The organism is Bordetella muralis (assembly GCF_054781015.1).
Genome location: NZ_BAAGVF010000005.1, coordinates 142,716 through 163,537 on the forward strand (window position 1 = coordinate 142,716; position 20,822 = coordinate 163,537).

Annotated in this window: 22 protein-coding genes; 8 read left to right on the forward strand and 14 right to left on the reverse strand. The window is 61.3% G+C overall.

Annotation, left to right across the window (positions count from 1 at the left end):
• Positions 1 to 36: 36 nt before the first annotated feature.
• Complete coding sequence (gene hpnC / locus ACYVIT_RS10710) at positions 37 to 861, reverse strand: squalene synthase HpnC (protein ID WP_415807982.1); 825 nt, start codon at positions 859 to 861, stop codon at positions 37 to 39.
• A gap of 428 nt (positions 862 to 1,289) precedes the next feature.
• Between hpnC and alr the strand changes: the two genes are divergently transcribed.
• Positions 1,290 to 2,420, forward strand: coding sequence for an alanine racemase (alr, locus tag ACYVIT_RS10715; RefSeq protein ID WP_415807981.1), 1,131 nt, complete (start codon positions 1,290 to 1,292; stop codon positions 2,418 to 2,420).
• Between the two features lie 22 nt (positions 2,421 to 2,442).
• The gene (locus tag ACYVIT_RS10720; protein WP_415807980.1) at positions 2,443 to 3,159 is read left to right on the forward strand and encodes an SDR family oxidoreductase; all 717 of its coding nucleotides are present in this window, start codon (positions 2,443 to 2,445) and stop codon (positions 3,157 to 3,159) included.
• A 5-nt stretch (positions 3,160 to 3,164) separates the two neighbouring features.
• Here the strand turns inward: ACYVIT_RS10720 and ACYVIT_RS10725 are convergent, their stop codons facing one another.
• The 3 genes from ACYVIT_RS10725 to ACYVIT_RS10735 all read right to left on the reverse strand — a co-directional run bounded on the left by ACYVIT_RS10725 (position 3,165) and on the right by ACYVIT_RS10735 (position 6,371).
• Positions 3,165 to 3,833 carry a hypothetical protein gene (locus ACYVIT_RS10725; RefSeq protein ID WP_415807979.1) on the reverse strand — a complete coding sequence of 223 codons (669 nt, stop codon included), beginning with the start codon at positions 3,831 to 3,833 and terminating at the stop codon, positions 3,165 to 3,167.
• Positions 3,830 to 4,384, reverse strand: coding sequence for an RNA polymerase sigma factor (locus ACYVIT_RS10730; protein ID WP_415807978.1), 555 nt, complete (start codon positions 4,382 to 4,384; stop codon positions 3,830 to 3,832). The genes ACYVIT_RS10725 and ACYVIT_RS10730 overlap by 4 nt, the downstream gene beginning before the upstream one ends.
• 199 nt (positions 4,385 to 4,583) lie before the next feature.
• Complete coding sequence (locus ACYVIT_RS10735) at positions 4,584 to 6,371, reverse strand: vWA domain-containing protein (RefSeq protein WP_415807977.1); 1,788 nt, start codon at positions 6,369 to 6,371, stop codon at positions 4,584 to 4,586.
• Between the two features lie 205 nt (positions 6,372 to 6,576).
• Between ACYVIT_RS10735 and radA the strand changes: the two genes are divergently transcribed.
• The 3 genes from radA to ACYVIT_RS10750 all read left to right on the forward strand — a co-directional run bounded on the left by radA (position 6,577) and on the right by ACYVIT_RS10750 (position 9,216).
• Positions 6,577 to 7,938, forward strand: coding sequence for a DNA repair protein RadA (gene radA, locus ACYVIT_RS10740; RefSeq protein WP_415807976.1), 1,362 nt, complete (start codon positions 6,577 to 6,579; stop codon positions 7,936 to 7,938).
• Between the two features lie 3 nt (positions 7,939 to 7,941).
• Complete coding sequence (locus ACYVIT_RS10745) at positions 7,942 to 8,721, forward strand: sulfite exporter TauE/SafE family protein (RefSeq protein ID WP_415807975.1); 780 nt, start codon at positions 7,942 to 7,944, stop codon at positions 8,719 to 8,721.
• A gap of 138 nt (positions 8,722 to 8,859) precedes the next feature.
• On the forward strand, positions 8,860 to 9,216 hold the full coding sequence (locus ACYVIT_RS10750) for a hypothetical protein (RefSeq protein ID WP_415807974.1): 357 nt from the start codon (positions 8,860 to 8,862) through the stop codon (positions 9,214 to 9,216).
• Between the two features lie 42 nt (positions 9,217 to 9,258).
• On the opposite strand, the gene ACYVIT_RS10755 is transcribed toward ACYVIT_RS10750, so the two are convergent.
• The 6 genes from ACYVIT_RS10755 to radC all read right to left on the reverse strand — a co-directional run bounded on the left by ACYVIT_RS10755 (position 9,259) and on the right by radC (position 15,233).
• Positions 9,259 to 10,680, reverse strand: coding sequence for an MATE family efflux transporter (locus ACYVIT_RS10755; RefSeq protein WP_415808030.1), 1,422 nt, complete (start codon positions 10,678 to 10,680; stop codon positions 9,259 to 9,261).
• Positions 10,677 to 12,407, reverse strand: coding sequence for an ArnT family glycosyltransferase (locus tag ACYVIT_RS10760; protein ID WP_460478196.1), 1,731 nt, complete (start codon positions 12,405 to 12,407; stop codon positions 10,677 to 10,679). Before ACYVIT_RS10760 ends, ACYVIT_RS10755 begins: the two co-directional genes overlap by 4 nt.
• 118 nt (positions 12,408 to 12,525) lie before the next feature.
• Positions 12,526 to 12,792, reverse strand: coding sequence for a type B 50S ribosomal protein L31 (locus tag ACYVIT_RS10765; protein WP_094822190.1), 267 nt, complete (start codon positions 12,790 to 12,792; stop codon positions 12,526 to 12,528).
• A gap of 148 nt (positions 12,793 to 12,940) precedes the next feature.
• The gene (gene kynA, locus ACYVIT_RS10770) at positions 12,941 to 13,789 is read right to left on the reverse strand and encodes a tryptophan 2,3-dioxygenase (RefSeq protein WP_415807972.1); all 849 of its coding nucleotides are present in this window, start codon (positions 13,787 to 13,789) and stop codon (positions 12,941 to 12,943) included.
• Positions 13,790 to 13,844: 55 nt separating this feature from the next.
• Complete coding sequence (kynB, locus tag ACYVIT_RS10775; protein ID WP_415807971.1) at positions 13,845 to 14,474, reverse strand: arylformamidase; 630 nt, start codon at positions 14,472 to 14,474, stop codon at positions 13,845 to 13,847.
• Positions 14,475 to 14,555: 81 nt separating this feature from the next.
• A complete protein-coding gene (radC, locus tag ACYVIT_RS10780) occupies positions 14,556 to 15,233 on the reverse strand; it encodes a RadC family protein (RefSeq protein WP_415807970.1) in 678 nt (225 codons plus the stop codon).
• Between the two features lie 206 nt (positions 15,234 to 15,439).
• On the opposite strand from radC, the gene ACYVIT_RS10785 reads away from it, so the two are divergent.
• The 3 genes from ACYVIT_RS10785 to maiA are packed head-to-tail and all read left to right on the forward strand — an operon-like array spanning position 15,440 to position 17,549.
• Positions 15,440 to 15,895 carry an FKBP-type peptidyl-prolyl cis-trans isomerase gene (locus tag ACYVIT_RS10785; protein WP_415808029.1) on the forward strand — a complete coding sequence of 152 codons (456 nt, stop codon included), beginning with the start codon at positions 15,440 to 15,442 and terminating at the stop codon, positions 15,893 to 15,895.
• A complete protein-coding gene (ispH, locus tag ACYVIT_RS10790; protein ID WP_415807969.1) occupies positions 15,895 to 16,881 on the forward strand; it encodes a 4-hydroxy-3-methylbut-2-enyl diphosphate reductase in 987 nt (328 codons plus the stop codon). Before ACYVIT_RS10785 ends, ispH begins: the two co-directional genes overlap by 1 nt.
• Before the next feature lie 23 nt (positions 16,882 to 16,904).
• Positions 16,905 to 17,549 carry a maleylacetoacetate isomerase gene (gene maiA, locus ACYVIT_RS10795; RefSeq protein ID WP_415807968.1) on the forward strand — a complete coding sequence of 215 codons (645 nt, stop codon included), beginning with the start codon at positions 16,905 to 16,907 and terminating at the stop codon, positions 17,547 to 17,549.
• Between the two features lie 27 nt (positions 17,550 to 17,576).
• On the opposite strand, the gene ACYVIT_RS10800 is transcribed toward maiA, so the two are convergent.
• The 4 genes from ACYVIT_RS10800 to ACYVIT_RS10815 form a co-directional block, all read right to left on the reverse strand.
• On the reverse strand, positions 17,577 to 17,876 hold the full coding sequence (locus ACYVIT_RS10800; protein ID WP_415807967.1) for a putative quinol monooxygenase: 300 nt from the start codon (positions 17,874 to 17,876) through the stop codon (positions 17,577 to 17,579).
• A gap of 11 nt (positions 17,877 to 17,887) precedes the next feature.
• Positions 17,888 to 18,877 (reverse strand): Bug family tripartite tricarboxylate transporter substrate binding protein, encoded by a 990-nt coding sequence (locus ACYVIT_RS10805; protein WP_415807966.1) that lies wholly within the window; start codon positions 18,875 to 18,877, stop codon positions 17,888 to 17,890.
• A 99-nt stretch (positions 18,878 to 18,976) separates the two neighbouring features.
• Complete coding sequence (locus ACYVIT_RS10810) at positions 18,977 to 20,062, reverse strand: isocitrate/isopropylmalate dehydrogenase family protein (protein WP_415807965.1); 1,086 nt, start codon at positions 20,060 to 20,062, stop codon at positions 18,977 to 18,979.
• Between the two features lie 7 nt (positions 20,063 to 20,069).
• Positions 20,070 to 20,747, reverse strand: coding sequence for a GntR family transcriptional regulator (locus tag ACYVIT_RS10815; protein WP_415807964.1), 678 nt, complete (start codon positions 20,745 to 20,747; stop codon positions 20,070 to 20,072).
• Positions 20,748 to 20,822: the final 75 nt, after the last annotated feature.

Genomic DNA, 20,822 nt, shown 5'->3' on the forward strand with positions numbered 1-20,822 from the left:
GTATCCCATCGGTTTTTCAGCACGTCTCGCGTCGCTCTAACGACTGCGCCACAGCATGACAGCCCAGTCTTTCACGCCCAATTTGGGCCGATTCATGAAGACGTCATAGCCGCAGAGCTCGATTCGCTCGAGAATGCGCAGGCCTCCTTGCACAACCAGACGCAGTTCCAGGCCGATGCGGCCGGGCAGGCGTCGAGCCAGCGGAGCGCCAGAGTGTAGCAGTGCCCGGGTGCGCGCCACCTGGAATGCCATCAGTGTCCGCCAGGCGGGCGTCAGCCGGCAGGCCGCGATGTCCTCGTCGGTGACGTGATGGCGCAGCAGATCCTCGCGAGGCAGGTAGCAGCGCTGCTTGCGCCAGTCTACTCGCACATCTTGCCAGAAATTGACCAGTTGCAGTCCGGTGCAAATGGCGTCGGACTGCTCCATATTGTCGGGCGTGGCGGCGTTATATAAGTGCAGCATCAGCCGTCCGACCGGGTTGGCCGAGCGTGAGCAATAATCCAGGAGCGTGGCGTAGTCCTCGTATTGTTTGACGGTGACGTCCTGTTCAAAGGCGGACAACAGATCGAAAAACGGCGTGATCGGCAGTTGATGCTGGGCGATAGTCTGCGCCAGCGGCGTGAAAATAGGGGCGAGGGTCGCCGACGGGGCGGGCATGCTGCCCGGCTCGGCGCCGATGCGATGCAGTTCGGCGCGAAAGGCCGCCAGGTCGGCCAGGCGCTGCGCATCGCTGGCGTTGCCCTCGTCGGCAATGTCATCGGCCGCGCGTGCGTACCGATAGATATCGGTGACCGGGCCGCGCAGGCGGCGCGGCAGCAGCAGCGAGGCAACCGGAAAGTTTTCGTAGTGATCGACGGCCATACTTCTAGGAATCAGCCATGTCGAGGCTGAGGGTGGTGTTCGGAGATAAGGGCATTTTAGTAGTGTATTTTTTGCCGCCGAGCCGCCTCAAGGCAAAAAGCGCCCCCTCGGGGGGCAGCAAGCCGAAGGCGCGGCGTGGGGGTATTTTTTTGCCGCCGAGCCGCCTCAAGGCAAAAAGCGCCCCCTCGGGGGGCAGCAAGCCGAAGGCGCGGCGTGGGGGTACTTTTTTGCCGCCGAGCCGCCTCAAGGCAAAAAGCGCCCCCTCGGGGGGCAGCAAGCCGAAGGCGCGGCGTGGGGGCACTTTTCGGGGGTTTTGCGTCGCGGGATACCGGCCGGTAACAGCAGCGATACATTGGTAATAGTAAGTCGGACTTGTCTGATCCGTAGCACCGTAGATCAGTTAGACTAAGCGCCACAGGAAATTACAGATGCCACGCCCCATACACGCCGCCGTTTCCGTCTCCGCGCTCAGCCATAACCTGGATGTCGTGCGCCGTCGTCTTGACCATGCCGCGCAGGCTGCGGCGGGCCGAGCGCCCTCGATCTGGGCGGTGATCAAGGCCAACGCCTATGGCCACGGCATAGACGCGGCGTTGGCCGGGTTCTCTGCCGCGCAAGGCCTGGCCATGCTGGATCTGGCCGAGGCGGTGCGCTGCCGCGAGGCCGGATGGGGTGGCCCGATTTTGCTGCTTGAGGGTTTTTTTCAACCCGCCGATCTCGAACTGGTCGATCGTTATCACCTGACCACGACCGTGCACACGCGCGAGCAGCTCGACATGGTGGCGCAGGCCCGGCTGTCGCGGCGAGTCGATATCATGCTCAAGCTCAACAGCGGGATGAACCGCCTGGGCTTTGCGCCCGATGCATACAGCAGCGCTTATACGCGAGCGAAGCAGCTACGCGAGCAAGGCGTGCTGGGCAGCATCGGCAAAATGATGCATTTCGCGTGCGCGGATGGCCCGCAGGGCGTTGCGGGTCCGTTGCAGGTTTTCGAGTCCGTCACGCAGGGATTAGGCAATGGCCCGATCAGCGTGTGCAATTCAGCTGCGACACTGCGCTATCCCGAGATTGCGGTGACGCGCGGAGACGAAGCCCATTGGGTCCGCCCCGGTATTTGCCTGTACGGCGCGTCTCCATTTGAGGATCAGAGCGCAGAGGCACTAGGCCTGCTGCCTGCGATGTCGCTGCGGTCTGAGATCATCGGGATACAGGATTTATCTGTAGGCGACGAGATCGGATACGGTGCGACCTTTCGCGCCGATCGGCCCATGCGTATCGGCGTCGTCGCGTGTGGTTATGCCGATGGCTATCCCCGGCATGCCGGTACGGGTACCCCTATCGTTGTCGGCGGGGCGCGCACGCGTCTCGTCGGCCGCGTATCGATGGATATGCTGGCGGTCGATCTGACCAGCGTCCCGGCTGTCGGTGTCGGTACACCTGTGTCGCTGTGGGGCCAGGATGGCCCCTCGGTCGATGAGGTGGCCCAGGCGGCTGGCACCATCGGGTACGAGTTATTGTGTGCGTTGGCGCCGCGCGTGCCGGTCAAACGCACTCCTTGATCATTGTTTAGCGAGGCTTCCCATGAAAGATAAATGCGTGCTGGTGACCGGCGCCACGAAAGGTATTGGCTGGGCATTGACCCAACGGCTGGCTGATCAGGGATGTCATGTCGTGGGAATCGCGCGTAACACGGATCACATTGATTTTCCGGGCTATCTCTACGCCTGTGATCTGGCGGACGCCGGTCGTACCGAGGAAGTCTTGCGCGAAATCCGCGAGAAATTTCCCGTCGATGCGATCGTCAACAACGTCGGCGTCGTGCGGCCCCAGCCTTTAGGCGAGATCGATCTGGCGTCGCTGTACAGCGTGATGGATTTGAACGTGCGTGTGGCCGTGCAGGTCACGCAGACTTTTGTCGAGTCGATGAAGGTGCGCCGCACGGGGCGTATCGTCAATGTGACGAGCCGGGCCATTCATGGCTCGTTGGATCGCACCAGCTATTCAGCCGCCAAGAGCGCGTTGATCGGCTGCACCCGTACCTGGGCGCTGGAGTTGGCCGAGTACGGCGTAACGGTCAACGCCGTGGCCCCGGGGCCGGTCGAGACGGAACTGTTCCGTCTGGCTCAACCCGCGGGCAGCGAAGGCGAGCGGCGCGCGCTGGCATCCATTCCGATGAAGCGGTTGGGCACGCCTACCGAGGTGGCCGCGGCGATCGCATTCCTGTTGTCGGATGACGCGGGATTCATCACTGGTCAGGTCCTGGGTGTGGACGGCGGCGGCAGTCTGGCAGGGCGTTGACGCGGCTACGGCTGTTTAGGCAACAGCCGCTGCAAATCGGTCGGTAACGTCACATCAGGGAGATCGCGCTGCAGGTCTTGCAAGGCGTGCAGCGCTTTTTCACGTTGTCCTTGTTGCAGCAGCGCTCTGATATGCGCGATGCGTGGCGCGGCGTCGTCCGGCGCTGTAGCGGCCTCGGTCGCTGCGGATTGATCGGCTGAGGGCGCAGGAGCAGGCGCCACGGCCATCGGTGCCGATCTCTGTTTCAATGTTGCCGTCTCCGGGTTGGCCGGTGTCCGACGGTCTATTTGATTTGTGAACGCTGCGGATTCGTGAGGGCGTGATGGGGCTCGCGGGGCGGATGCCGGCGCGTTGCGTTGCAGGGTTTCCGGCGGGGTGGCCAACTGCTTATCGACCGGCGGCACCTCGGATAGACGGGCCCTATCCGGATGATTCAAGTCCGTCAGGAAAAACAGGCCCGTGGCCAGCACTACTGTCGCGGCGACGCCCCAGCCTGGATGCCAACGGCGGCGCGGTTGTTGCACGTTGCGGTCGGCCGCAGCGGCGCGGGCTGCCGCCTGCCGCACGGCTGCATCCAGCTTTTCGCCGGGCTCCGTGCGTGGCAGCGAGCGGTAGAGTGCGCGCAGATCCTGGTCGTCGTCTTCGTCGTGTGGGGGCAGGGGATGTGACGTCATGCGTCTAACTCCTCGCGAATACGCTGCGTGGCGTAACGTAAACGCGATTTCACCGTCTCGCGTGGTGCGCCGGTCACGTCGGCAATTTCATCCAGGCTGAGATCATGTTCCAGTCGCAGCAGTATGGCATGTCGCTGGTCGTCGGGCAGGCGCTCGATTGCCAATTGCAGTCGCCGTCGCATCTGAAAGTCAGACAATTGATGCTCCGGTTGTTCGTGCTCGTTGGCGGCCAGTGTCGCCAGCGCGGTCTCGGTTTCCTCCGGGCTGGCATGCACGGGCTGGCGGCGATGCGTATCGACGGCCAGATTGTGTGCGATCTGCAGCAGCCACGTCGTGAATTTGGCCCGGGGTTGCCAGCGTGCCCGTGCATCTACCACGCGGCTCCAGGTTTCCTGAAACAGATCATCGGCCGTGTGCGGATTGCGGGTGCTGCGCAGCAAATAACGATACAGGCCCGCGCGATGGCGGGCATACAAGGCCTCGAACGCCGACAAGTCGCCGGCGCCGTAGGCCTGCATCAAGGTTTCGTCATCGGCGCCCGAGGTGTCCATGGCGGCCGAGTGTATCCGTTTGGCGGCTCGCGGCCAACTTGGGGAGCGAGGCAGGTCCGGTCGCAGGCAACATGCAGGATTTATCGGCATGGTCCATGCTCCGGTTTGGCGGCAGGCCCGAATGCCGTTGCGACGGCAGCTCCGAATGCGGGCAGCCATCCGCCACGCAGGCTGACGGATGGCGAGGCCATCGTGTTCCTCATTGCGCCGCCGGTGTACCCAGGCCCGACGCCAACTCGACCAGCGCGGCCAATTCGGCATTCAGGCCGTACGGATCGTCGCCGCGTGCGCTGCGTGCGAGTGCGGCGATTTGCGTCGGCGTATAGCCGTCCAGATACTTGCTGCCTCGCAACCACTGGGCAAAGGCTGCCGCCGCCGCGGCTCTTCGCATGCCTTCCGAGCCGAAGGCATTCGCGCTGCTCGGTGATTCTGTGGAAGGCGCGCTGGCGACCTTGATGTCCTCACGTTTGACTGCCTGTTCGATCAACTTGCTGTCCGATGCGCCCGGCAGTTTGTAGCGCACGCGCACAAACGCCAACTCTTGACTCGAGCCGGACGGTGGTGTGGGCTTGCCGTAGCGCAAGGGGTCCAGCCTGGCCCCTGCTACGCCAACCGGGGTGATCTCGTATAGCGCCGTCACGTTCGCGCCTGCCCCGATGTCGCCAGCATCGACACGATCGTTATTGAAGTCCTCCCGCGCCAACGCGCGTTTCTCATAGCCGATCAGCCGGTATTCGGCCACCACGGCCGGGTTGAATTCCACCTGGATTTTGACGTCCTGGGCGATCGTCAGCAGCGTGGATGACAACTCCGTCGCCAGGACCTTGCGAGCCTCGCGCAGGCTATCCAGGTAGTGATAGCTGCCGTTGCCGGCGTCGGCCAGTTGCACGGCCAGCGCATCGTTGAAATTGCCGCCGCCTACGCCCAACGTCGTCAGGGCGATTCCGCTTTGACGCTGACGCGAAATCTTTTCTTTCAGCGTTTCCAGGTCGACCATGCCGACATTGAAATCCCCATCGCTGGCCAGCAGAATGCGATTGACACCGCCTTTGACAAAGCCCTTTGCCGCCTGGGCATAGGCGAGGTCCAGGCCCTCTGCGCCATTCGTCGAACCGGAGGCCTGCAGTCCGTCGATGGCTGCCCGTATACGCGCCTTTTGGTCGCCGGGCGTGGAGTCCAGTGTCATCGAGGCCTGACCGGCATAGGTGACAATCGCCACGCGATCCTGGGGCCGCAGTTCTGCCACGAGTTGCTTGAGCGCCCCTTTCAATAGCGGCAGTTTGTCGCGCGAACTCATCGAGCCAGACGTATCGATCAGGAACACCAGGTTGGACGCAGGGATGTCCGCTGGGGCGACTTGATAACCTTGAACACCGATTTTCAATAGCTGGCGCTTCGGGTTCCACGGTGCTCGGGCGACTTCGGTGGCAATGTTGAACGGCGTATCTTTGTTCTCAGGCGCGGCATACCCATAATCAAAATAATTGATGAATTCTTCCGCTCGTACTGCAGCGGCTGGGGGCAGTTGCCCGCCATTCAACAAGCGCCGGACATTCGTATAAGCCCCCGTATCAACATCCACGCCGAACGTGGAAACGGATTGTTCCTGCGCCGCGATGACAGGGTTGTCCTGGTAACGGGCATAGTTTTCACGGTCCTCGATCTGCTGAGGATAAGGTTCGTGCGCCGTGAGAAAAACCGGGTCGGCTGTGCGTGAATTCAAGTAGGCCGGCGAGGCCAATTCGCTTTGGGGCGCTGGAGCCGGAGCAGGGCGAGCCCGCCTTGTGTCCTCTGTATGGCGGGACAGCGTGGCGTCGCTCGCGGCATGCTGCGTCTTTGCCTGAGAGGTGGGCGAATTTGCGCTGGAGGAGGCCGGCTTGTTCATGGCAGACACGCTGCCTTCATTCGTCGTAGGCGAGCACGCAGCCAGCAATGCCGCCATCAGGGCCGTGCAGATAAAGCGCGTCGGTGTGTTATGCAGGGTCATGGTTTCGATCCTTGTGTTGTTTGATGAGCGCTCCCAGGGATGGGCTGTGTGCGGCCCGGCGTTTCCTTGGCGAGTACTACGGTTAAACGCACAAGCCATGAGAACGGGGTTAAAACGCCGCCGCGACTTTGCAAACAAACGTATCCGTGTCGAAATAGCGTCTCCTGCCTGCGAGACCTGTGCCGTTGCCGAGTAAACTTGCGCCATGGCCAAGTCTCGAACCGTATATGTCTGTGCCGAATGTGGCGGCACCAGTCCCAAGTGGCAGGGCAAATGCCCGCATTGCGCTGCCTGGAACACACTCGAAGAAACCATCGAGTCCTCTGGGCCCGCGGCGGCCGCACATCGCTATGCGCCGCTTGCTTCATCCAGCCCCGTACGCAGCCTGGCCGATATCGAGCCTCGCGAAACCCCGCGACAGCCTACCGGGCTGGACGAGTTCGATCGTGTCTTGGGCGGTGGCCTGGTTGCCGGCGCAGTCGTCTTGATCGGCGGCGATCCGGGCATTGGTAAATCGACCTTGCTGTTGCAGGCACTGGCCGCCATGTCGGCCAGCACGCGGGTGCTGTACGTCACAGGCGAAGAATCCGCGGAGCAAGTCGCATTGCGCGCGCGCCGCCTGGGGCTGCAAACCGGCAACGTCAGCCTGTTGGCGGAAATCCGTCTCGAGTCCATCCAGGCAGCGGTCTCTGAACAGCAGCCTACCGTGGCTGTCATCGATTCGATCCAGACCTTATACAGTGGTGAATTGACTGCCGCGCCGGGTTCGGTTTCCCAGGTCCGTGAATGCGCGGCCCAATTGACCCGCTTGGCCAAGCAGACTGGCATCGCTATCGTGATGATCGGCCACGTCACCAAAGACGGCGCCTTGGCCGGTCCTCGCGTGTTGGAACACATTGTTGACACCGTGCTGTACTTCGAGGGGGATACCCACTCGTCGTTCCGTTTGGTGCGGGCGTTCAAGAATCGTTTTGGTGCGGTCAACGAGCTGGGCGTGTTCGCCATGACCGATCGCGGCTTGCGAGGCGTGGCCAATCCGTCCGCGTTGTTCTTGTCTCAGCACGAACAACAGGTATCGGGCTCTTGCGTGATGGCGACTCAAGAGGGCACACGCCCTCTGCTAGTCGAGATCCAGGCGCTGGTCGACAGCTCGCACGCGCCCAATCCACGGCGTCTGACGGTTGGCCTGGAGGGCAATCGTCTGGCCATGTTGCTGGCGGTGCTTCACCGTCATGCGGGTGTGTCCACATTTGACCAGGATGTTTTTGTCAATGCCGTGGGCGGCGTGCGCATTACAGAGCCGGCGGCTGACTTGCCTGTATTGCTGGCCATCATGTCATCGCTGCGTGACCGGCCTTTGCCGCGTGGGCTGATCGCATTTGGCGAAGTCGGATTGGCAGGTGAAATCCGCCCGGCTCCCCGCGGACAAGAGCGCTTGCGCGAAGCGGCCAAGCTGGGGTTCAGCATCGCCCTCATCCCCAAAGCCAATGCGCCGAAGCAGCCTGTCGAGGGCCTGGAAATCTGGGCAGTCGATCGCCTCGATGCAGCGCTGGACAAGCTTCGTTAAGCCATGAGTCTCTGGGTGATAGGCGTTTGCCTGATATGCGGCGCGTTGATCGGGTTTCTGGGCGGTGTCTTGGGGATCGGTGGCGGCCTCATCGCTATCCCCGCGCTGGTCTTGCTGATGGATATGTCTCAGCAATTGGCTCAGGGGACGGCGTTGATCATGGTGCTGCCCACGATCGTCATGGCCGTGCGCAAATACAACCAGAAAGCGCGCATCGACCGGCGGGTCGCCGGAGCAGGGGCGTTAGGCGCGGTGCTGTTCACATGGGTGGGAGCACAACTGGCTTTGGGAATCTCGTCCAGCACGTTGCGGATCAGTTTCGCCGTCTTTTTGTTTTTTGTCGCCGCGTTCTACGTCTATCGAATCGTGAAACCGCCACGCATTGCCGTGGCGAAAAGCGAGGCAGCGAGCCGCTCCGTTGCGCAACTGACCCCGGGACGTTCCGCCGCTCTGGGTGTCGTGTGTGGCACCTTGGGGGGCTTTTTCGGAGTGGGAGGGGCGGTATTGGCTGTGCCGATCTTGACGGTCGTCTTTCGTTTGCCGCAGACCTCTGCGCAGGCTTTGGCGCTCACGATGATCATCCCCGGCTCTACGATTGCACTGATCACGTACAGTTGGGCTGGGCAGGCAAGCTGGTGGATCGGTCTGCCGTTGGCCGCTGGCAGTTTACTGTTCGTGCCTGTCGGCGTGCGCCTGGCTTACCGATTGCCCGAACGGAGATTGCGTGCATGCTTTGCCGCCATGCTGTTTGCAACGGTGGCGCTGTTGATTTTTGAGGCATGACGGCGTGTCACGTATTATTTCGGCAGTTATGACCATTCGTGAACGGGCGAAAAATTTGCGAAAGACGGCGAACTAATTTCGACGCGGGTTCCTCCAACGAATACGAGCTATTGGCTCGGTTTGCTTAGGAGTACCTTTATGACAACGCCTACTCGTATCGCCACTTTTCTGTTCCAGTCCGCACTGTGCCTAGGACTGGCCGCTGGCCCGGCTTTTGCCGGCCAGCACGATGTCAAAACACAGAGTGATGCTCGCACACTGACGCGAGACAGGGGGACTGCTGAACACGTTTCATCCATGCAGCCTGCAGCCAAATCGTCCGCGTCGCATTCGGCAAAACACAGTTCAAAGGCCGCTCACACCAAGGCATCCAAGCCCATGGCGTCCAAGGAAACGGCAGCCAAGGCTGTGGCCTCAAAGACTTCGACAAACGCACATGCGACCGCTCATAAAACCTCTGGCGCTGGCACGTCCACTCACGACACCACCATGTAGAGAATGATTCTCCGGCCGGCCCAGGCCTGGTTCTCTGGCGAATCAGGCTGTGCCCGGCTCTGGAGTCTCACGGTAACTACGCACGACTTTCCAATACCAGGCGTGCAACAAAACCGCCGATAACGCCAAGCCCATCATGGCCATCAGCCACATGGTACCGGCGCCCGTCGGCGAGCCGGGCAGCAGCAATGTGCGCAACCAGTCCAGGCCACCGCGTCCTGGTCCGAAGCCCAGCCACCATCCTCCCAACAGGCCTACGCCCGCCAGCGCGACGACCTGCAACAAGAGCGGCACGACCGCAACCTTGTAGGCACGCAGCACATACGAGTTGATGCATTGCATCGAGTCGCATAGATGAAAGAGCGGGATGATCGTCAATAGCGTGCTGGCGACAGCAGCCACCTGTGGGTCATCCGTGTACGCCGCCAAAATCAATGGCCGTCCCACCAACAGCACCGTGGCGGTCAGCAGCGCACCCAGCAGTCCCAGCGCCATGCCGGCGAGACTGTTGCGCTGCGCCTGACTCAGGTCCCCAGCCCCGATGGATTGCGCGGTCAGCGCAGCGGTCGCAACCCCCAGCGCCATGGGCATCATGTAGCAGAGAGCCGCCAGGTTTGACATGATCTGGTGGCCGCCGCTGACGTACGTCCCTTCGCGCGCAACAAGCAGCGCCATGAACGTAAAGGCCGACACCTCGACCAGATATGACCCGCCCATCGGCAGTCCCAGGCGCAGCAGTTCTTTCTGTGCGGACCAGGCAGGGCGTCCCAATGTCAGCGCAAAGCGGCCAAAGTAGCGGTCGTGGGTGATTACCCACAAGCCGACACCCAAGCTCAACCAGGAGGTGAGCGCGGTCGCCATGCCGGCACCTGTCGCGCCCATCGCGGGCAGTCCCAGGTTGCCGTAGATCAGGACCCAGTTCAGCAACGCCTTGACCCCAACGGCGGACAGGTTGATCACCATGACGATCTTGGGGCGCGAGACCGCTGTTCCCAAGGCATAAATCGTACGAAACACCAGTGCGGCGGGCAGCGCAAGCGCCAAGGCGCGTAAGTACCCGGTCACGCGTTCGCGTACCTCGGGCGCAACGTCCCCCGACAGGGAAAGCCAGACATCCGGAAACATCATCAACACGGCGCCGACAAAGGCCAGCCCCAATGCCAGCCAGACGCCTTGGCCCCAACTGCGCCCGACCTCGTGATAGCGTCCCGCTCCAAAGTGCTGGGCCTGGATCGGAATCAGTGCATGCACCACGCCCATCAAGCCCACGAAAACCGTGATGTAGACCGAGATCGACAGCGACATCGCTGCCAGGTCTGCCGCGCTGGCGTGTCCCGTCATGGCCGTGTCCAGCACGCCAAACGCAATTCCCGCCCATTGGCTGATCAGGACTGGCCAGGCCTGTCGGACGATACGCAGCATGGAGGCGCCAAACCCTCCGGTGATCGGGACAGCGGCAGTCATCGCGAATGATTCACGCGCAGCAGGCGGAAAGTCTCGTGGCGATCTGCGCGGCGGCCGCCGCGCCAGAGTTCCGTCGCGCCGTCGCTATAGGCGGCATTGCCGTCACGCAGGCGTTCACGCGTCGTTTGTTGCAGAACCAACGGACATTTCGAGTCGTAGCTCAGCGTCAGATTGTCAAAAATCAACAGGGACGCTCGCTGGCCGCTACCCACGCTGAGTCCGCGCACGCATTCACCTGGTTTGCGATGTTGCGCCAAGGCGGCATTCAATTCAGCCGACATGTCGCGGTAGCTGCGCGCATAGTCCACCGCCGGTTGCCACAACAGCACCAGCAGGATCCACGTCGCCGTCAGCCCGCTGGCCGACAGGACGGTGCCGCGCCACAGGGCCGACGGATGCGACCGCAGGCGCCATACGACCAAGGCGGCCCAGGCCAGCGTGATCACCAAAGCGATGGCGAACGCCACCCATGAAATCGACGGTTCGTACCCGGTGGTTTGCCGCGCGATATTGCGGGAAATCTGGGCGGGCCAACCGAAATGCAATGCCACCCATCCCAGCCAGGCCGTTGCGAGGGTGAGCGAAAAACACATCACCGCAAACCAGTCCAGGGTATTGACCACACCGCGGCGCAAGGTGGGCAGCGAGAACGCGCCCAGCACCGCGCAGGGCACGGCCAGCATGATGAATTCGGCGTCAGTGGGTTCTTCGAGGAATACCAGTTCCAGCGCAGCAAACGCCGCGAGTCCCAGTGCGAACCAGATGTGTGGCGCATAAAGCCATTCGCGCCAGCGCCATACCGCCAGCAGGGCCAGCGGCCAGGTCGGCCATAGATACCAAGGCAGATCCCGCACGGTCCGGCCGAAATCCGACAGACTGGGCCAGCTAAAGGAAGACAGATTCCAGGTTTTCCAGTTGCTGATCCAGTATTCGCTGCCCTGCGATGCAGGGATCCACCAGGCCAGTATCAGGACTGCGGTGACGCCTACGGTCAACGGCAGCCATTGGCGTCGTGCCCAGAGAGCGCCGCGAGGATGAAAGGCCACCAGCGCGGCCAACATGATGGGCAGGGCTCCTACCCAGCCACGCGTCAGAAACGCCGCCGCCAAGGCCACCCCCAGGGTGATCGCACCCGAAGTGGGCCGATCCAGCATCCTGGCCAAACCGTAAAAGGCCAGCGCCTGCCATGCCATGATCGCAGGGACTACCGAGGTCTCATGCGTGCGTTGCAGAATCCCGACGGTTGCCAGCAACAGCAGTAGCGCTGCGTCGGCGAGCATGCGGCCATAGTCGCGTGACGAAGGCTCACCGCCAAAAGGCAGTGCCAACGGCTGCGCCTCTGCGCGGCGTCCAACCAGATAGGTCCCATACCAGACGCTGCCTGTGGTGATCGCAAACCATAGCAAATTGGGCAGCCTGCCGGCGGTGATGTCGCCCAGCCAGGGGCCGAACAACTGCATGCATATTGCGCCGGCCCAAGTGATGAGCGGGCCTTCTTCTGCGTAAGCCAGCTGGCCGACTTGTGGCCATAGCCAGGTCGTGCCGCCCTCGCGCAGGGCCGTGATCATGGTGGCCAACCCGACCGCATCGTCCGTTTTCCAGGGGTCGCGCATGAACAAGCCGGCCAGAATATAGGCCAGCGAGAGTCCCAACAGCACTAGCCGAGGTAATTTGGCGGTGGCCGAGGCAGTGAGCCGGGCAGGAGTCGAACGCGTTATCGGAGACACGGAGCTAATGTAACTGAGCAGTCCGGGCCTGTGGCCCTGAAACGGGGATGGATCGGATCAATATGGAAAAAAAAGCAGCCCGCAGGCTGCTTTTTTGAGCATCTTGGGAGACGCCAGTTTACGACGCGGATTTGACCGTGCCAGCCGTACGAGCGAAACGGGCGCGGAATTTTTCGACGCGGCCGGTTTCGACGATACGGGTTTGCGCACCCGTGTAGAAGGGGTGGGACTCAGACGTCACGTCGCACTTGAAGAGCGGGTACGTCTTGCCGTCGAGTTCGATGGTTTCGCGGCTGTTGAGCGTCGAGCGCGTGATGAATTTGTTGCCCGTTTGCAGGTCAACGAACACCACGTCACGGTATTCGGGGTGAATGCCTTCTTTCATGATTGATTCCGGTTCTTCCGGTCTTGCCGGGGGGTTAGCGGGTCGCCAGCCTCGCGGGGGTATGAGCACTCAGGGCGGTAAATCCCCGGCGCAGCCAACCCATTCGCAGGCCACGTATCCAAAAAGCAACTTCATATTCTAGCATGCCCTAGAGGTTCGTGCGCAATGTCCAGATTTCAGGAAAGAGCACGACGTCCAGCATTTTGCGCAAATAGCCTACGCCCGAGGTGCCGCCAGTCCCCCGTTTGAACCCGATAACCCGTTCAACCGTGGTCACGTGTCGAAAACGCCACAAACGAAAGGCATCCTCCAGATCGGTCAGCTTTTCCCCTAATTGATACAGATCCCAGTACTGGTCGGGGTGGCGATACACCGTCAGCCAGGCCGCTTCAACGCTTGGGTCCGCCTGATAGGGCTGCGTCCAGTCGCGCTCCAGGTGGCTTGGCGCGATGGCCAGCCCATTGCGGGCCAGCAGCCGCAGCGACTCGTCATAGAGCGACGGGGCTTGATAGGCCGCTTGGACCTGCGCAAGCAGATCCGTGCGGTGGGCATGCGGTTTGAGCATGGCGCCGTTCTTGTTGCCGAGCAGAAACTCGATTTGCCTATATTGATAGCTCTGAAAACCGCTGGAGCGGGCCAGATAGGGGCGCAGCGCGGAGTATTCCGGCGGCGTCATCGTCGCCAGCACGTCCCACGCATGTACCAGTTGCTCCATGATTTTGCTGACGCGGGCCAGCATCTTGAAGGCCGGGGGCAGATGATCCTGGGCCACATGGGTGATGGCGCCTCGCAGTTCGTGCAGCATCAGCTTCATCCAGAGCTCGCTGGTCTGGTGTTGCACGATGAACAGCATTTCATTGTGTTCGGGCGATAGGGGATGCTGAGCGCCCAGCAGTTCGTCTAAATGGAGATACTCGCCATAGGTCATGTCCTTGGCGAAATCGAGCTGCGCGTGTTCGTCGCGAACAATGTTCTCGGGGGTTTCAGACGGGTTCATGTGCCTGACCTGAAAGGAAGCCGTTGCCGAATAGGGCACCGGCTGGAACGGGAAATCAGTCCAGTTCGCGCAGCACTGCACGCACCGGGCTGGCATCGGCCTGGATCAAGGCCAACGGCAGGGCGATCAATTCATAATCGCCGGGCTCCACTTCATCGAGCAGCAGGTTTTCCAGGACGCGGAGGTCGCGCCGCAGGATGACGTGGTGGCTATCCAGGGTCTTGCTGGAGGCGGGGTCTATGCTGGGCGTGTCCAGTCCGATCAGCATGACACCGCGTTCGGCCAGCCATTCAATCGTATGCGGCGCATAGGCCGTGAAATCGTCCGTCCACCATTCGAGCGAAGCATGACGCGCCGTGCGTACCAGTACCCGTGGCGGCAGATCGTCGATGGCGTGCATCAGGTGCTCGGGCAGGATGAGCGGCCCGCAATCAAACGCGTGGATCACGCGACAGGGGCCCAAAAAAGGCTCGAGAGGCACCCTGCCGATGGCAGGCGCATCATTGTCATAATGCAGCGGCGCGTCGGCATGGGCGCCTATATGCGGCGACAAGGTGATTTCGCTGACATTGACCGGACAATCGGGCGTCAGCGTCCATTTCCATTGCTGGCGATACGGCGTATCACCGGGGAAAACCGGCGAACTGGCCGAGACCGGCGGCGAAATATCCCAAAGGCGCTTCATGAGGGCGGTGGATATGGAAAGGGTGTCAAATAATAGGAGAGAGCATACCGCAACCGTGCCCACTATTTGTCTGCATGATCATTACAACAGGCCCAGCTCCGCCATGGAAACGACGCTGTTGCCGGCGACGATCAGGTGATCGATCAGCCGGATATCGACCAGGGCGAGCGCCTGCTTCAGCCGCTGGTTGAATGCACGATCGGCCTCGCTGGGTTGGGAAGAGCCCGAAGGGTGGTTATGGGCCAGGATCAGCGCGGCGGCGTGATGGCGCAGCGCCTCGCGCACGACCTCGCGGGGGTAGACCGAGGCCTGGTTGAGTGTGCCGCGCGCCAATTCTCCGGTAGCGATGAGGTTGAGCTGATTATCCAGGTAGAGAGCCAGGCAGTGTTCTACGGTGCGATGTGTCAGTGCCATCTGGAAATATTGTTTGACGTTTGACGGCCGAGACAGTGCGTGTTTGCGGGTCAGTTGCTCGCCCGCAACTCGCTGCGCCAGTTCCAGCACCGCGGCCAGCGCGCCCGCCTTGGCCGAGCCGAGTCCGGGCAGGGACATCAATTCCTGCGGCGAGGCGGCAAACAGGCCCCGCAGTCCGCCAAAGTGGCGTATCAATCGATTTCCCATTTCGATGGCTGTGTTTCCTCGGGTTCCGGTGCGCAGCGCGAGCGCGAGCAGTTCCGCGTCACGCAATGCGCCGGCGCCATGGCGCAACAAGCGTTCGCGAGGGCGTTCGTGTTCAGGCAGATCGTGAGGCAGGCTCATGGCGGGGCGGGCAAGAATGTCGATCCCTCAGCATGCCAGGCAAGCCTCCGCCCGGGGGCGCGAGTGAACGTTTTTGCCCACTCGTATAAGTACGCCCAGGCCGTGTGGGGGACAGTGCCAGCCCGATCAGGCCAAGTCGTTCTAAAATCGGGGCTTACCGTTACTATTTTTGGTGATCCATTTTGACCGCCACGACTGCCGACCAGATGACCCCCGTCGTCCGCCCTGATTCGTACTTGACGCTGCACTATCGCATTGTGTTGGCATCCGGCCCCGCAGAGGGCTCCATATTTGCCGATACCTTCGACGGGCGTCCGGCCACGTTGCAGATGGGCAGCGGCCAATGGGCGCCGGGTCTCGAGACGGCCTTGCTGGGCCATGCCGAAGGCGAACAATTCAGCATCACGCTGACGCCCGCCGAGGCCTACGGTGATCGCAATCCTGATTTGATCCAAAAGGTCACGCGCACCATGCTGGCCGAGCACGCGGGCGCCGACGCCACCTTCGAGCCGGGCGACCTGGTCGAATTCACCGCCCCCAATGGCGGGCGTTACTCTGGCGTGCTAAAGCAGCTGGAACCCGACTACGCGCTGTTCGACTTCAATCACCCCCTGGCGGGGACATCGCTGCGTGTCGATGTCGATATTTTAGGAGTGCTGTAATGACTCATCCGGTCACTGACGCCAACGCCGAGGTTGTGCTGGCTCAGCCGCGTGGCTTCTGTGCGGGGGTTGATCGGGCCATCGAGATCGTCGAACGCGCCATCGAATTGCACGGTGCGCCTATCTATGTGCGCCACGAAATCGTGCACAACCGCTACGTCGTCGAGGACTTGCGCAACAAGGGGGCGATCTTCATCGATGAGCTTGATGAGGCGCCCGCAGGCTCGATTGTGGTGTTTTCCGCGCATGGCGTGTCCCAGGCGGTGCGCCGAGAGGCCGAAGCACGGGGTTTGCAGGTGTTCGATGCAACCTGCCCCCTGGTGACCAAGGTGCATATCGAAGTCTCGCGCATGCGCGCCGCCGGCCGGGAAATCATCATGATCGGCCACAAGGGCCATCCCGAGGTCGAAGGCACCCTGGGCCAGGCTCAGGGTGGCATGTATCTGGTAGAGACCGCCGAAGACGTGGCAAACCTGCAAGTCACCGATCCGTCCAATCTGGCGTTCGTGACGCAGACCACCTTGTCGGTGGACGATGCCGCGACGGTATCGGCTGCCTTGCGCGCCCGCTTTCCGGATATCGTCGAGCCCAAGAAAAGCGACATTTGCTACGCCACGCAAAATCGCCAGGACGCTATCAAGCTCCTGGCGCCCGAATGCGACTTGATGCTGGTGGTGGGCAGCCCCAATAGTTCCAACTCCAATCGCTTGCGCGAGGTGGCCGAGCGTATTGGCATCGACGCGTATCTCGTCGATGGCGCCGACGCTATCGATCCTGCGTGGTTGGCGGGGCGCCGGCGTATCGGTATCTCGGCGGGAGCATCCGCGCCCGAAATCCTGGTGCAGCAAGTCGTGCAACGCTTGAAAGAGCTGGGTGCATTGTCGGTTCGCACCATGTCCGGCCTGGAAGAAAACATTGCGTTCCCGTTGCCCAAAGGCTTGTCGCGCAAGGTCGCGCCTGCGGCGGACGCGTCATCGGCCACCTGAGTTCGCGTGTACGAGGAGACAACATGCAGTTGTATAGCTATTTTCGCAGTTCGGCGGCGTACCGTGTGCGGATCGCACTGAATCTAAAAGGCCTGTCTTACGAATATCTCGGTGTGCATTTGTTGAAAAACGGCGGAGAGCAGCTTTCCGATTCATATCGCCAACTGAACCCGGCCGCCTTGGTGCCTACGCTGATCGATGGGGATGTGGCATTGGGCCAGTCGATGGCCATCATCGAATACCTGGACGAGACTCATCCGGCCCCCGCGCTCTTGCCCGCCGATCCCGTGGGCCGTGCCCGTGTACGCGCCATTGCCCAGACCATCGCATGCGACACGCATCCGTTGAACAATCTGCGAGTGCTCAAATACCTGAAGCGCGAATTGAAAGTCGACGACGCGGCAAAGGACGCCTGGTATCGGCACTGGGTCGACCTGGGCTTGGGCGCAGTGGAATCCTTGTTGGCCAACTCGCCTGCGACAGGCAAGTTCTGCCATGGCGATACCCCGGGCTTGGCCGATTTGTGCCTGGTGCCTCAGGTTTACAACGCGCGCCGATTGGAATGTGATCTTTCTGCGATGCCGAACGTGGTGCGCATCGATGCCGCTTGCCGCGAATTGCAGGCCTTCGATCTGGCTGCGCCGGACAAACAGCCAGATTCCGAATAGCCCGCCGTATCGTCAGGATTTGCCCGCCTACTGCAGGCGGGCAAAGATCCGCACAGTTTTAGACACAATGTCCGGCGCTGTCTGACGGTCGAATTTGAGAAAGTGCTCGGTCTTCAGATGATGCTGAAACGCTGCCTCATCTTGGTAGACCTCATACAGGAAAATTTGCGCTTTATCATCGCCTGCCTGGCATACATCGAATACCAGGCAACCGGATTCGTGCTTCAGCGATGCAGCGGCATTTTCCAGTATGAGAGGCAAAAATTGCGCCACCCTCTCAGGGTTGACCACGAGCTCGACCGAGACGACGTAGGGTGCGTTTGGCATAGTGGTTGGCTTCAATCCAGTTCCAGGTTGATTTTCTTGGCGAGAGCGGAAAAGCGCTGGATTTCCGCGTCAATTTGACGGCCCATCTGTTCGGATGTGTTGCCCACGGGTTCCGCTCCAGCGTTGCTGAGTTGCTGCCGTATTTCCGGCACGGCCAGTATGCGGGCAATCTCAGTCTGCAATTGTGCAATGATTTCTTTAGGGGTGCCTGCCGGCGCCATGAGGCCGAACCAGGTGGCGATGTCAAATCCGGTCAGACCCGACTCGGACAGCGTAGGCACATCTGGCAACGCCATCGAGCGCTTTCCCGAAGTGACTGCCAGCGCGCGGACTTTTCCTGACGTGATGTAGGGCAAGCACGATGACGCCGTGTCAAACATGGCATGAATTTGCCCGCCCATCAAGTCCGTGATTGCCGGCGCGCTGCCCTTATATGGAACATGCAGCAATTGCGTGCCAGCCATGTCATTGAATTGTTCGCCGATCAGATGGTGCGCGGTGCCGTAGCCGGTGCTGCCGTACGAGATTTTGCCTGGCTGGGATTTGGCCAGCGCAATAAACTCCTGCACATTCTTGACAGGCAGCGAGGCGGATACGATCAGCACATTCGGGACGTTGGCGATGATGCTGATGGGGACGAGATCTTTTTGCAGATCGTAGCTGTTCTTTTTATATACCGCCTGGGCGATTGAGTGATGCACCGCCGCCATCAGCAGCGTATAACCATCCGGGGCGGACTTGGCTACATAGTCGGCGCCCAGGCGCAAGCCCGCTCCGGGTTTGTTCTCTACCAGGACCGGCTGCGTCCACGCGGCTTGTAGCTGGTTGGCGATGAGGCGCCCAATCAAATCCGTGGTGCCGCCAGGCGGCGAGGGGACAACGATTTTGATCGGACGCGATGGGTAGCTCTGCGCAAAAGCACTTACAGAAGGCAGCATCAGGCACGCAGCGGCAGCCGGCAGCGCCACAAACTGTCGGCGCGACATGCGAGGGTCGGTCATGGGTGTTCCTCCTTGAGGCACCTCGAGGGTGCGTTGTCTCCGGAATGGGAGTGGCCTCCCATTTATTCTTTGAATAAACTGCCGCGTGGTAACGCGGCCTTATAGATGGCGCAACACGGCATTGGCGATATCCGCCGTCGTGCTTTTGCCGCCAAAATCAAATGGCAGGACTTCTTTATTGGCGAACGATGTCCGCAGGGCTTTTTCTATGGCGTGTGCCCCCTCGGCCAGGGCGGCATCCGCGTGGCGGTCTGCCAGCCATTCCAGCATCATGGCTGCCGAGAGCAGCATGGCGCTTGGGTTGGCAATGCCTTGGCCCGCAATATCCGGCGCCGTGCCATGGGCAGGTTGAAAGACGGCGTGGTGATCGCCGATATCCGCCGAGGGCGCCATGCCCATGCCGCCGACCAGCGCTGCGATCAGATCGGACAGAATGTCGCCGAACATGTTTTCGGTCACCAGCACGTCGTACTGCCAGGGCTTCATGATCAAGTTCAGCGCCATCGCATCGACATAGGCATTCTCTGTCGTGATGCCTGGGAAGGCCTGGGCGCGCTGTTCGAAAATCTGCCGCCAGTACGCCATGGAGGTAAAGACATTTGCCTTATCCACATTGGTGACGTGACCCCGTTTCCCTGCCGCTTTTCTTTGCTCGGCCAGCCGCAGCGAAAAATCGCACACTCGCGCCGTGCCCTGATGTGTGATTTTCATCGTATCCAGGGCGTGGGCTTGCTCGCCAGTGCCTTCGATCGTTCCACGGCCACGCGCATAAAACAAGCCTTCCGTGCTTTCGCGCACCAACACCAGGTCGATTTGCGCGGCACGCGGATCGCGCAGCGGCACGGGCAGGCCGGGCCAGGTCTTGATGGGACGCACGCCCGCATACAGATCCAGCGCAAAGCGCAGATCGAGTTGCGGAATGACTTCCGTGCCGTCCTTTGCACGCACATGGGGCAAGCCCATCGCGCCAAACAGAATGGCATGTGCATCACGGCATGCCTTCAGCGTGGAATCCGGCAGGGCATTGCCCGTGTCGGCATACAACTGTGCGCCGGCTGGATGTACGGTCAGGGTGAATTGGCGGCCGATGCGCGGCTCGAGCGCTCGCAGGATCTCCAGCGCGGCGTTCATGACTTCCACGCCAATTCCATCACCCGGCAATACTGCAATATCGTAACTGGTCACTTGTGCCTCACATCTGTGCGAGTTTGAATTGATCGAAAATGGCTAACAGCTCACGGCTGGCGCGTTCGCGATGCGCGCGGTTTTCGCGGGAGGCGCCTTCGGCGTCGCCCTCGCGCAAGCGGGCTACCAGTGCGCGATGCTCGCGCGTCGAATTGACGGGCTTGGGACGCAAGCGCAAAGAGAACATGCGCGCGCGATGGGCGCGATCCCAATGTTTCATGACGCCATCAGCCAACAACTGATTGCCGGCCAACTCCACCAGCGCCATGTGAAAGGTTTCGTCCGCATGCGCCCATGCATCGAGATCATTGCGTTCCAGCGCGATCTCCATGTCATCGGTCGCCTTGCTCAACGGCGCGAGCATGTCGTCCGTCGGTTTTTTGCGTGCCAGCAATTCCGCCGCCATGCATTCCAGCGCGGTCAGCACCTCATAAATTTCGCGCATGTCGTTCGGGGATACCGGCAACACCAGCATGCCGTGACGCGGCACCAGATCGATCAAGCGTTCTGCATGCAGGCGAACCAGCGCTTCATGCACAGGCGTGCGACTCATCCCGAGGGCGAGCGCGACCTCCTGTTCGAGCGCGCGATGTCCGGGCGGCCAGACGTTATCGAGAATGCGTTGGCGAATCTGTTCGTACGCGGCGTCGGCCAGCGAGGCAGTCGGCTGAGGTTTGGCGTTCATCGGGGATTAATTCAGTTTTGCGCATGCGTTAACTAATACGTTAATGTATACATTGTTTTGCGGACTAGTTGGGGA

Excerpts from the sequence above, each read along its gene's own strand:
- ACYVIT_RS10785 (WP_415808029.1), top strand. The coding sequence starts at position 15,440 with ATGACCCCCGTCGTCCGCCCTGATTCGTACTTGACGCTGCACTATCGC.
- maiA (WP_415807968.1), top strand. The coding sequence starts at position 16,905 with ATGCAGTTGTATAGCTATTTTCGCAGTTCGGCGGCGTACCGTGTGCGG.
- radC (WP_415807970.1), bottom strand. The coding sequence starts at position 15,233 with ATGAGCCTGCCTCACGATCTGCCTGAACACGAACGCCCTCGCGAACGC.
- ACYVIT_RS10725 (WP_415807979.1), bottom strand. The coding sequence starts at position 3,833 with ATGACGTCACATCCCCTGCCCCCACACGACGAAGACGACGACCAGGAT.
- ACYVIT_RS10815 (WP_415807964.1), bottom strand. The coding sequence starts at position 20,747 with ATGAACGCCAAACCTCAGCCGACTGCCTCGCTGGCCGACGCCGCGTAC.
- kynB (WP_415807971.1), bottom strand. The coding sequence starts at position 14,474 with ATGAAGCGCCTTTGGGATATTTCGCCGCCGGTCTCGGCCAGTTCGCCG.
- ACYVIT_RS10750 (WP_415807974.1), top strand. The coding sequence starts at position 8,860 with ATGACAACGCCTACTCGTATCGCCACTTTTCTGTTCCAGTCCGCACTG.
- ACYVIT_RS10800 (WP_415807967.1), bottom strand. The coding sequence starts at position 17,876 with ATGCCAAACGCACCCTACGTCGTCTCGGTCGAGCTCGTGGTCAACCCT.
- ACYVIT_RS10730 (WP_415807978.1), bottom strand. The coding sequence starts at position 4,384 with ATGGACACCTCGGGCGCCGATGACGAAACCTTGATGCAGGCCTACGGC.
- ACYVIT_RS10720 (WP_415807980.1), top strand. The coding sequence starts at position 2,443 with ATGAAAGATAAATGCGTGCTGGTGACCGGCGCCACGAAAGGTATTGGC.
- ACYVIT_RS10745 (WP_415807975.1), top strand. The coding sequence starts at position 7,942 with ATGAGTCTCTGGGTGATAGGCGTTTGCCTGATATGCGGCGCGTTGATC.
- radA (WP_415807976.1), top strand. The coding sequence starts at position 6,577 with ATGGCCAAGTCTCGAACCGTATATGTCTGTGCCGAATGTGGCGGCACC.
- ACYVIT_RS10735 (WP_415807977.1), bottom strand. The coding sequence starts at position 6,371 with ATGACCCTGCATAACACACCGACGCGCTTTATCTGCACGGCCCTGATG.
- ispH (WP_415807969.1), top strand. The coding sequence starts at position 15,895 with ATGACTCATCCGGTCACTGACGCCAACGCCGAGGTTGTGCTGGCTCAG.
- hpnC (WP_415807982.1), bottom strand. The coding sequence starts at position 861 with ATGGCCGTCGATCACTACGAAAACTTTCCGGTTGCCTCGCTGCTGCTG.
- alr (WP_415807981.1), top strand. The coding sequence starts at position 1,290 with ATGCCACGCCCCATACACGCCGCCGTTTCCGTCTCCGCGCTCAGCCAT.
- ACYVIT_RS10805 (WP_415807966.1), bottom strand. The coding sequence starts at position 18,877 with ATGACCGACCCTCGCATGTCGCGCCGACAGTTTGTGGCGCTGCCGGCT.
- ACYVIT_RS10755 (WP_415808030.1), bottom strand. The coding sequence starts at position 10,680 with ATGACTGCCGCTGTCCCGATCACCGGAGGGTTTGGCGCCTCCATGCTG.
- ACYVIT_RS10765 (WP_094822190.1), bottom strand. The coding sequence starts at position 12,792 with ATGAAAGAAGGCATTCACCCCGAATACCGTGACGTGGTGTTCGTTGAC.
- kynA (WP_415807972.1), bottom strand. The coding sequence starts at position 13,789 with ATGAACCCGTCTGAAACCCCCGAGAACATTGTTCGCGACGAACACGCG.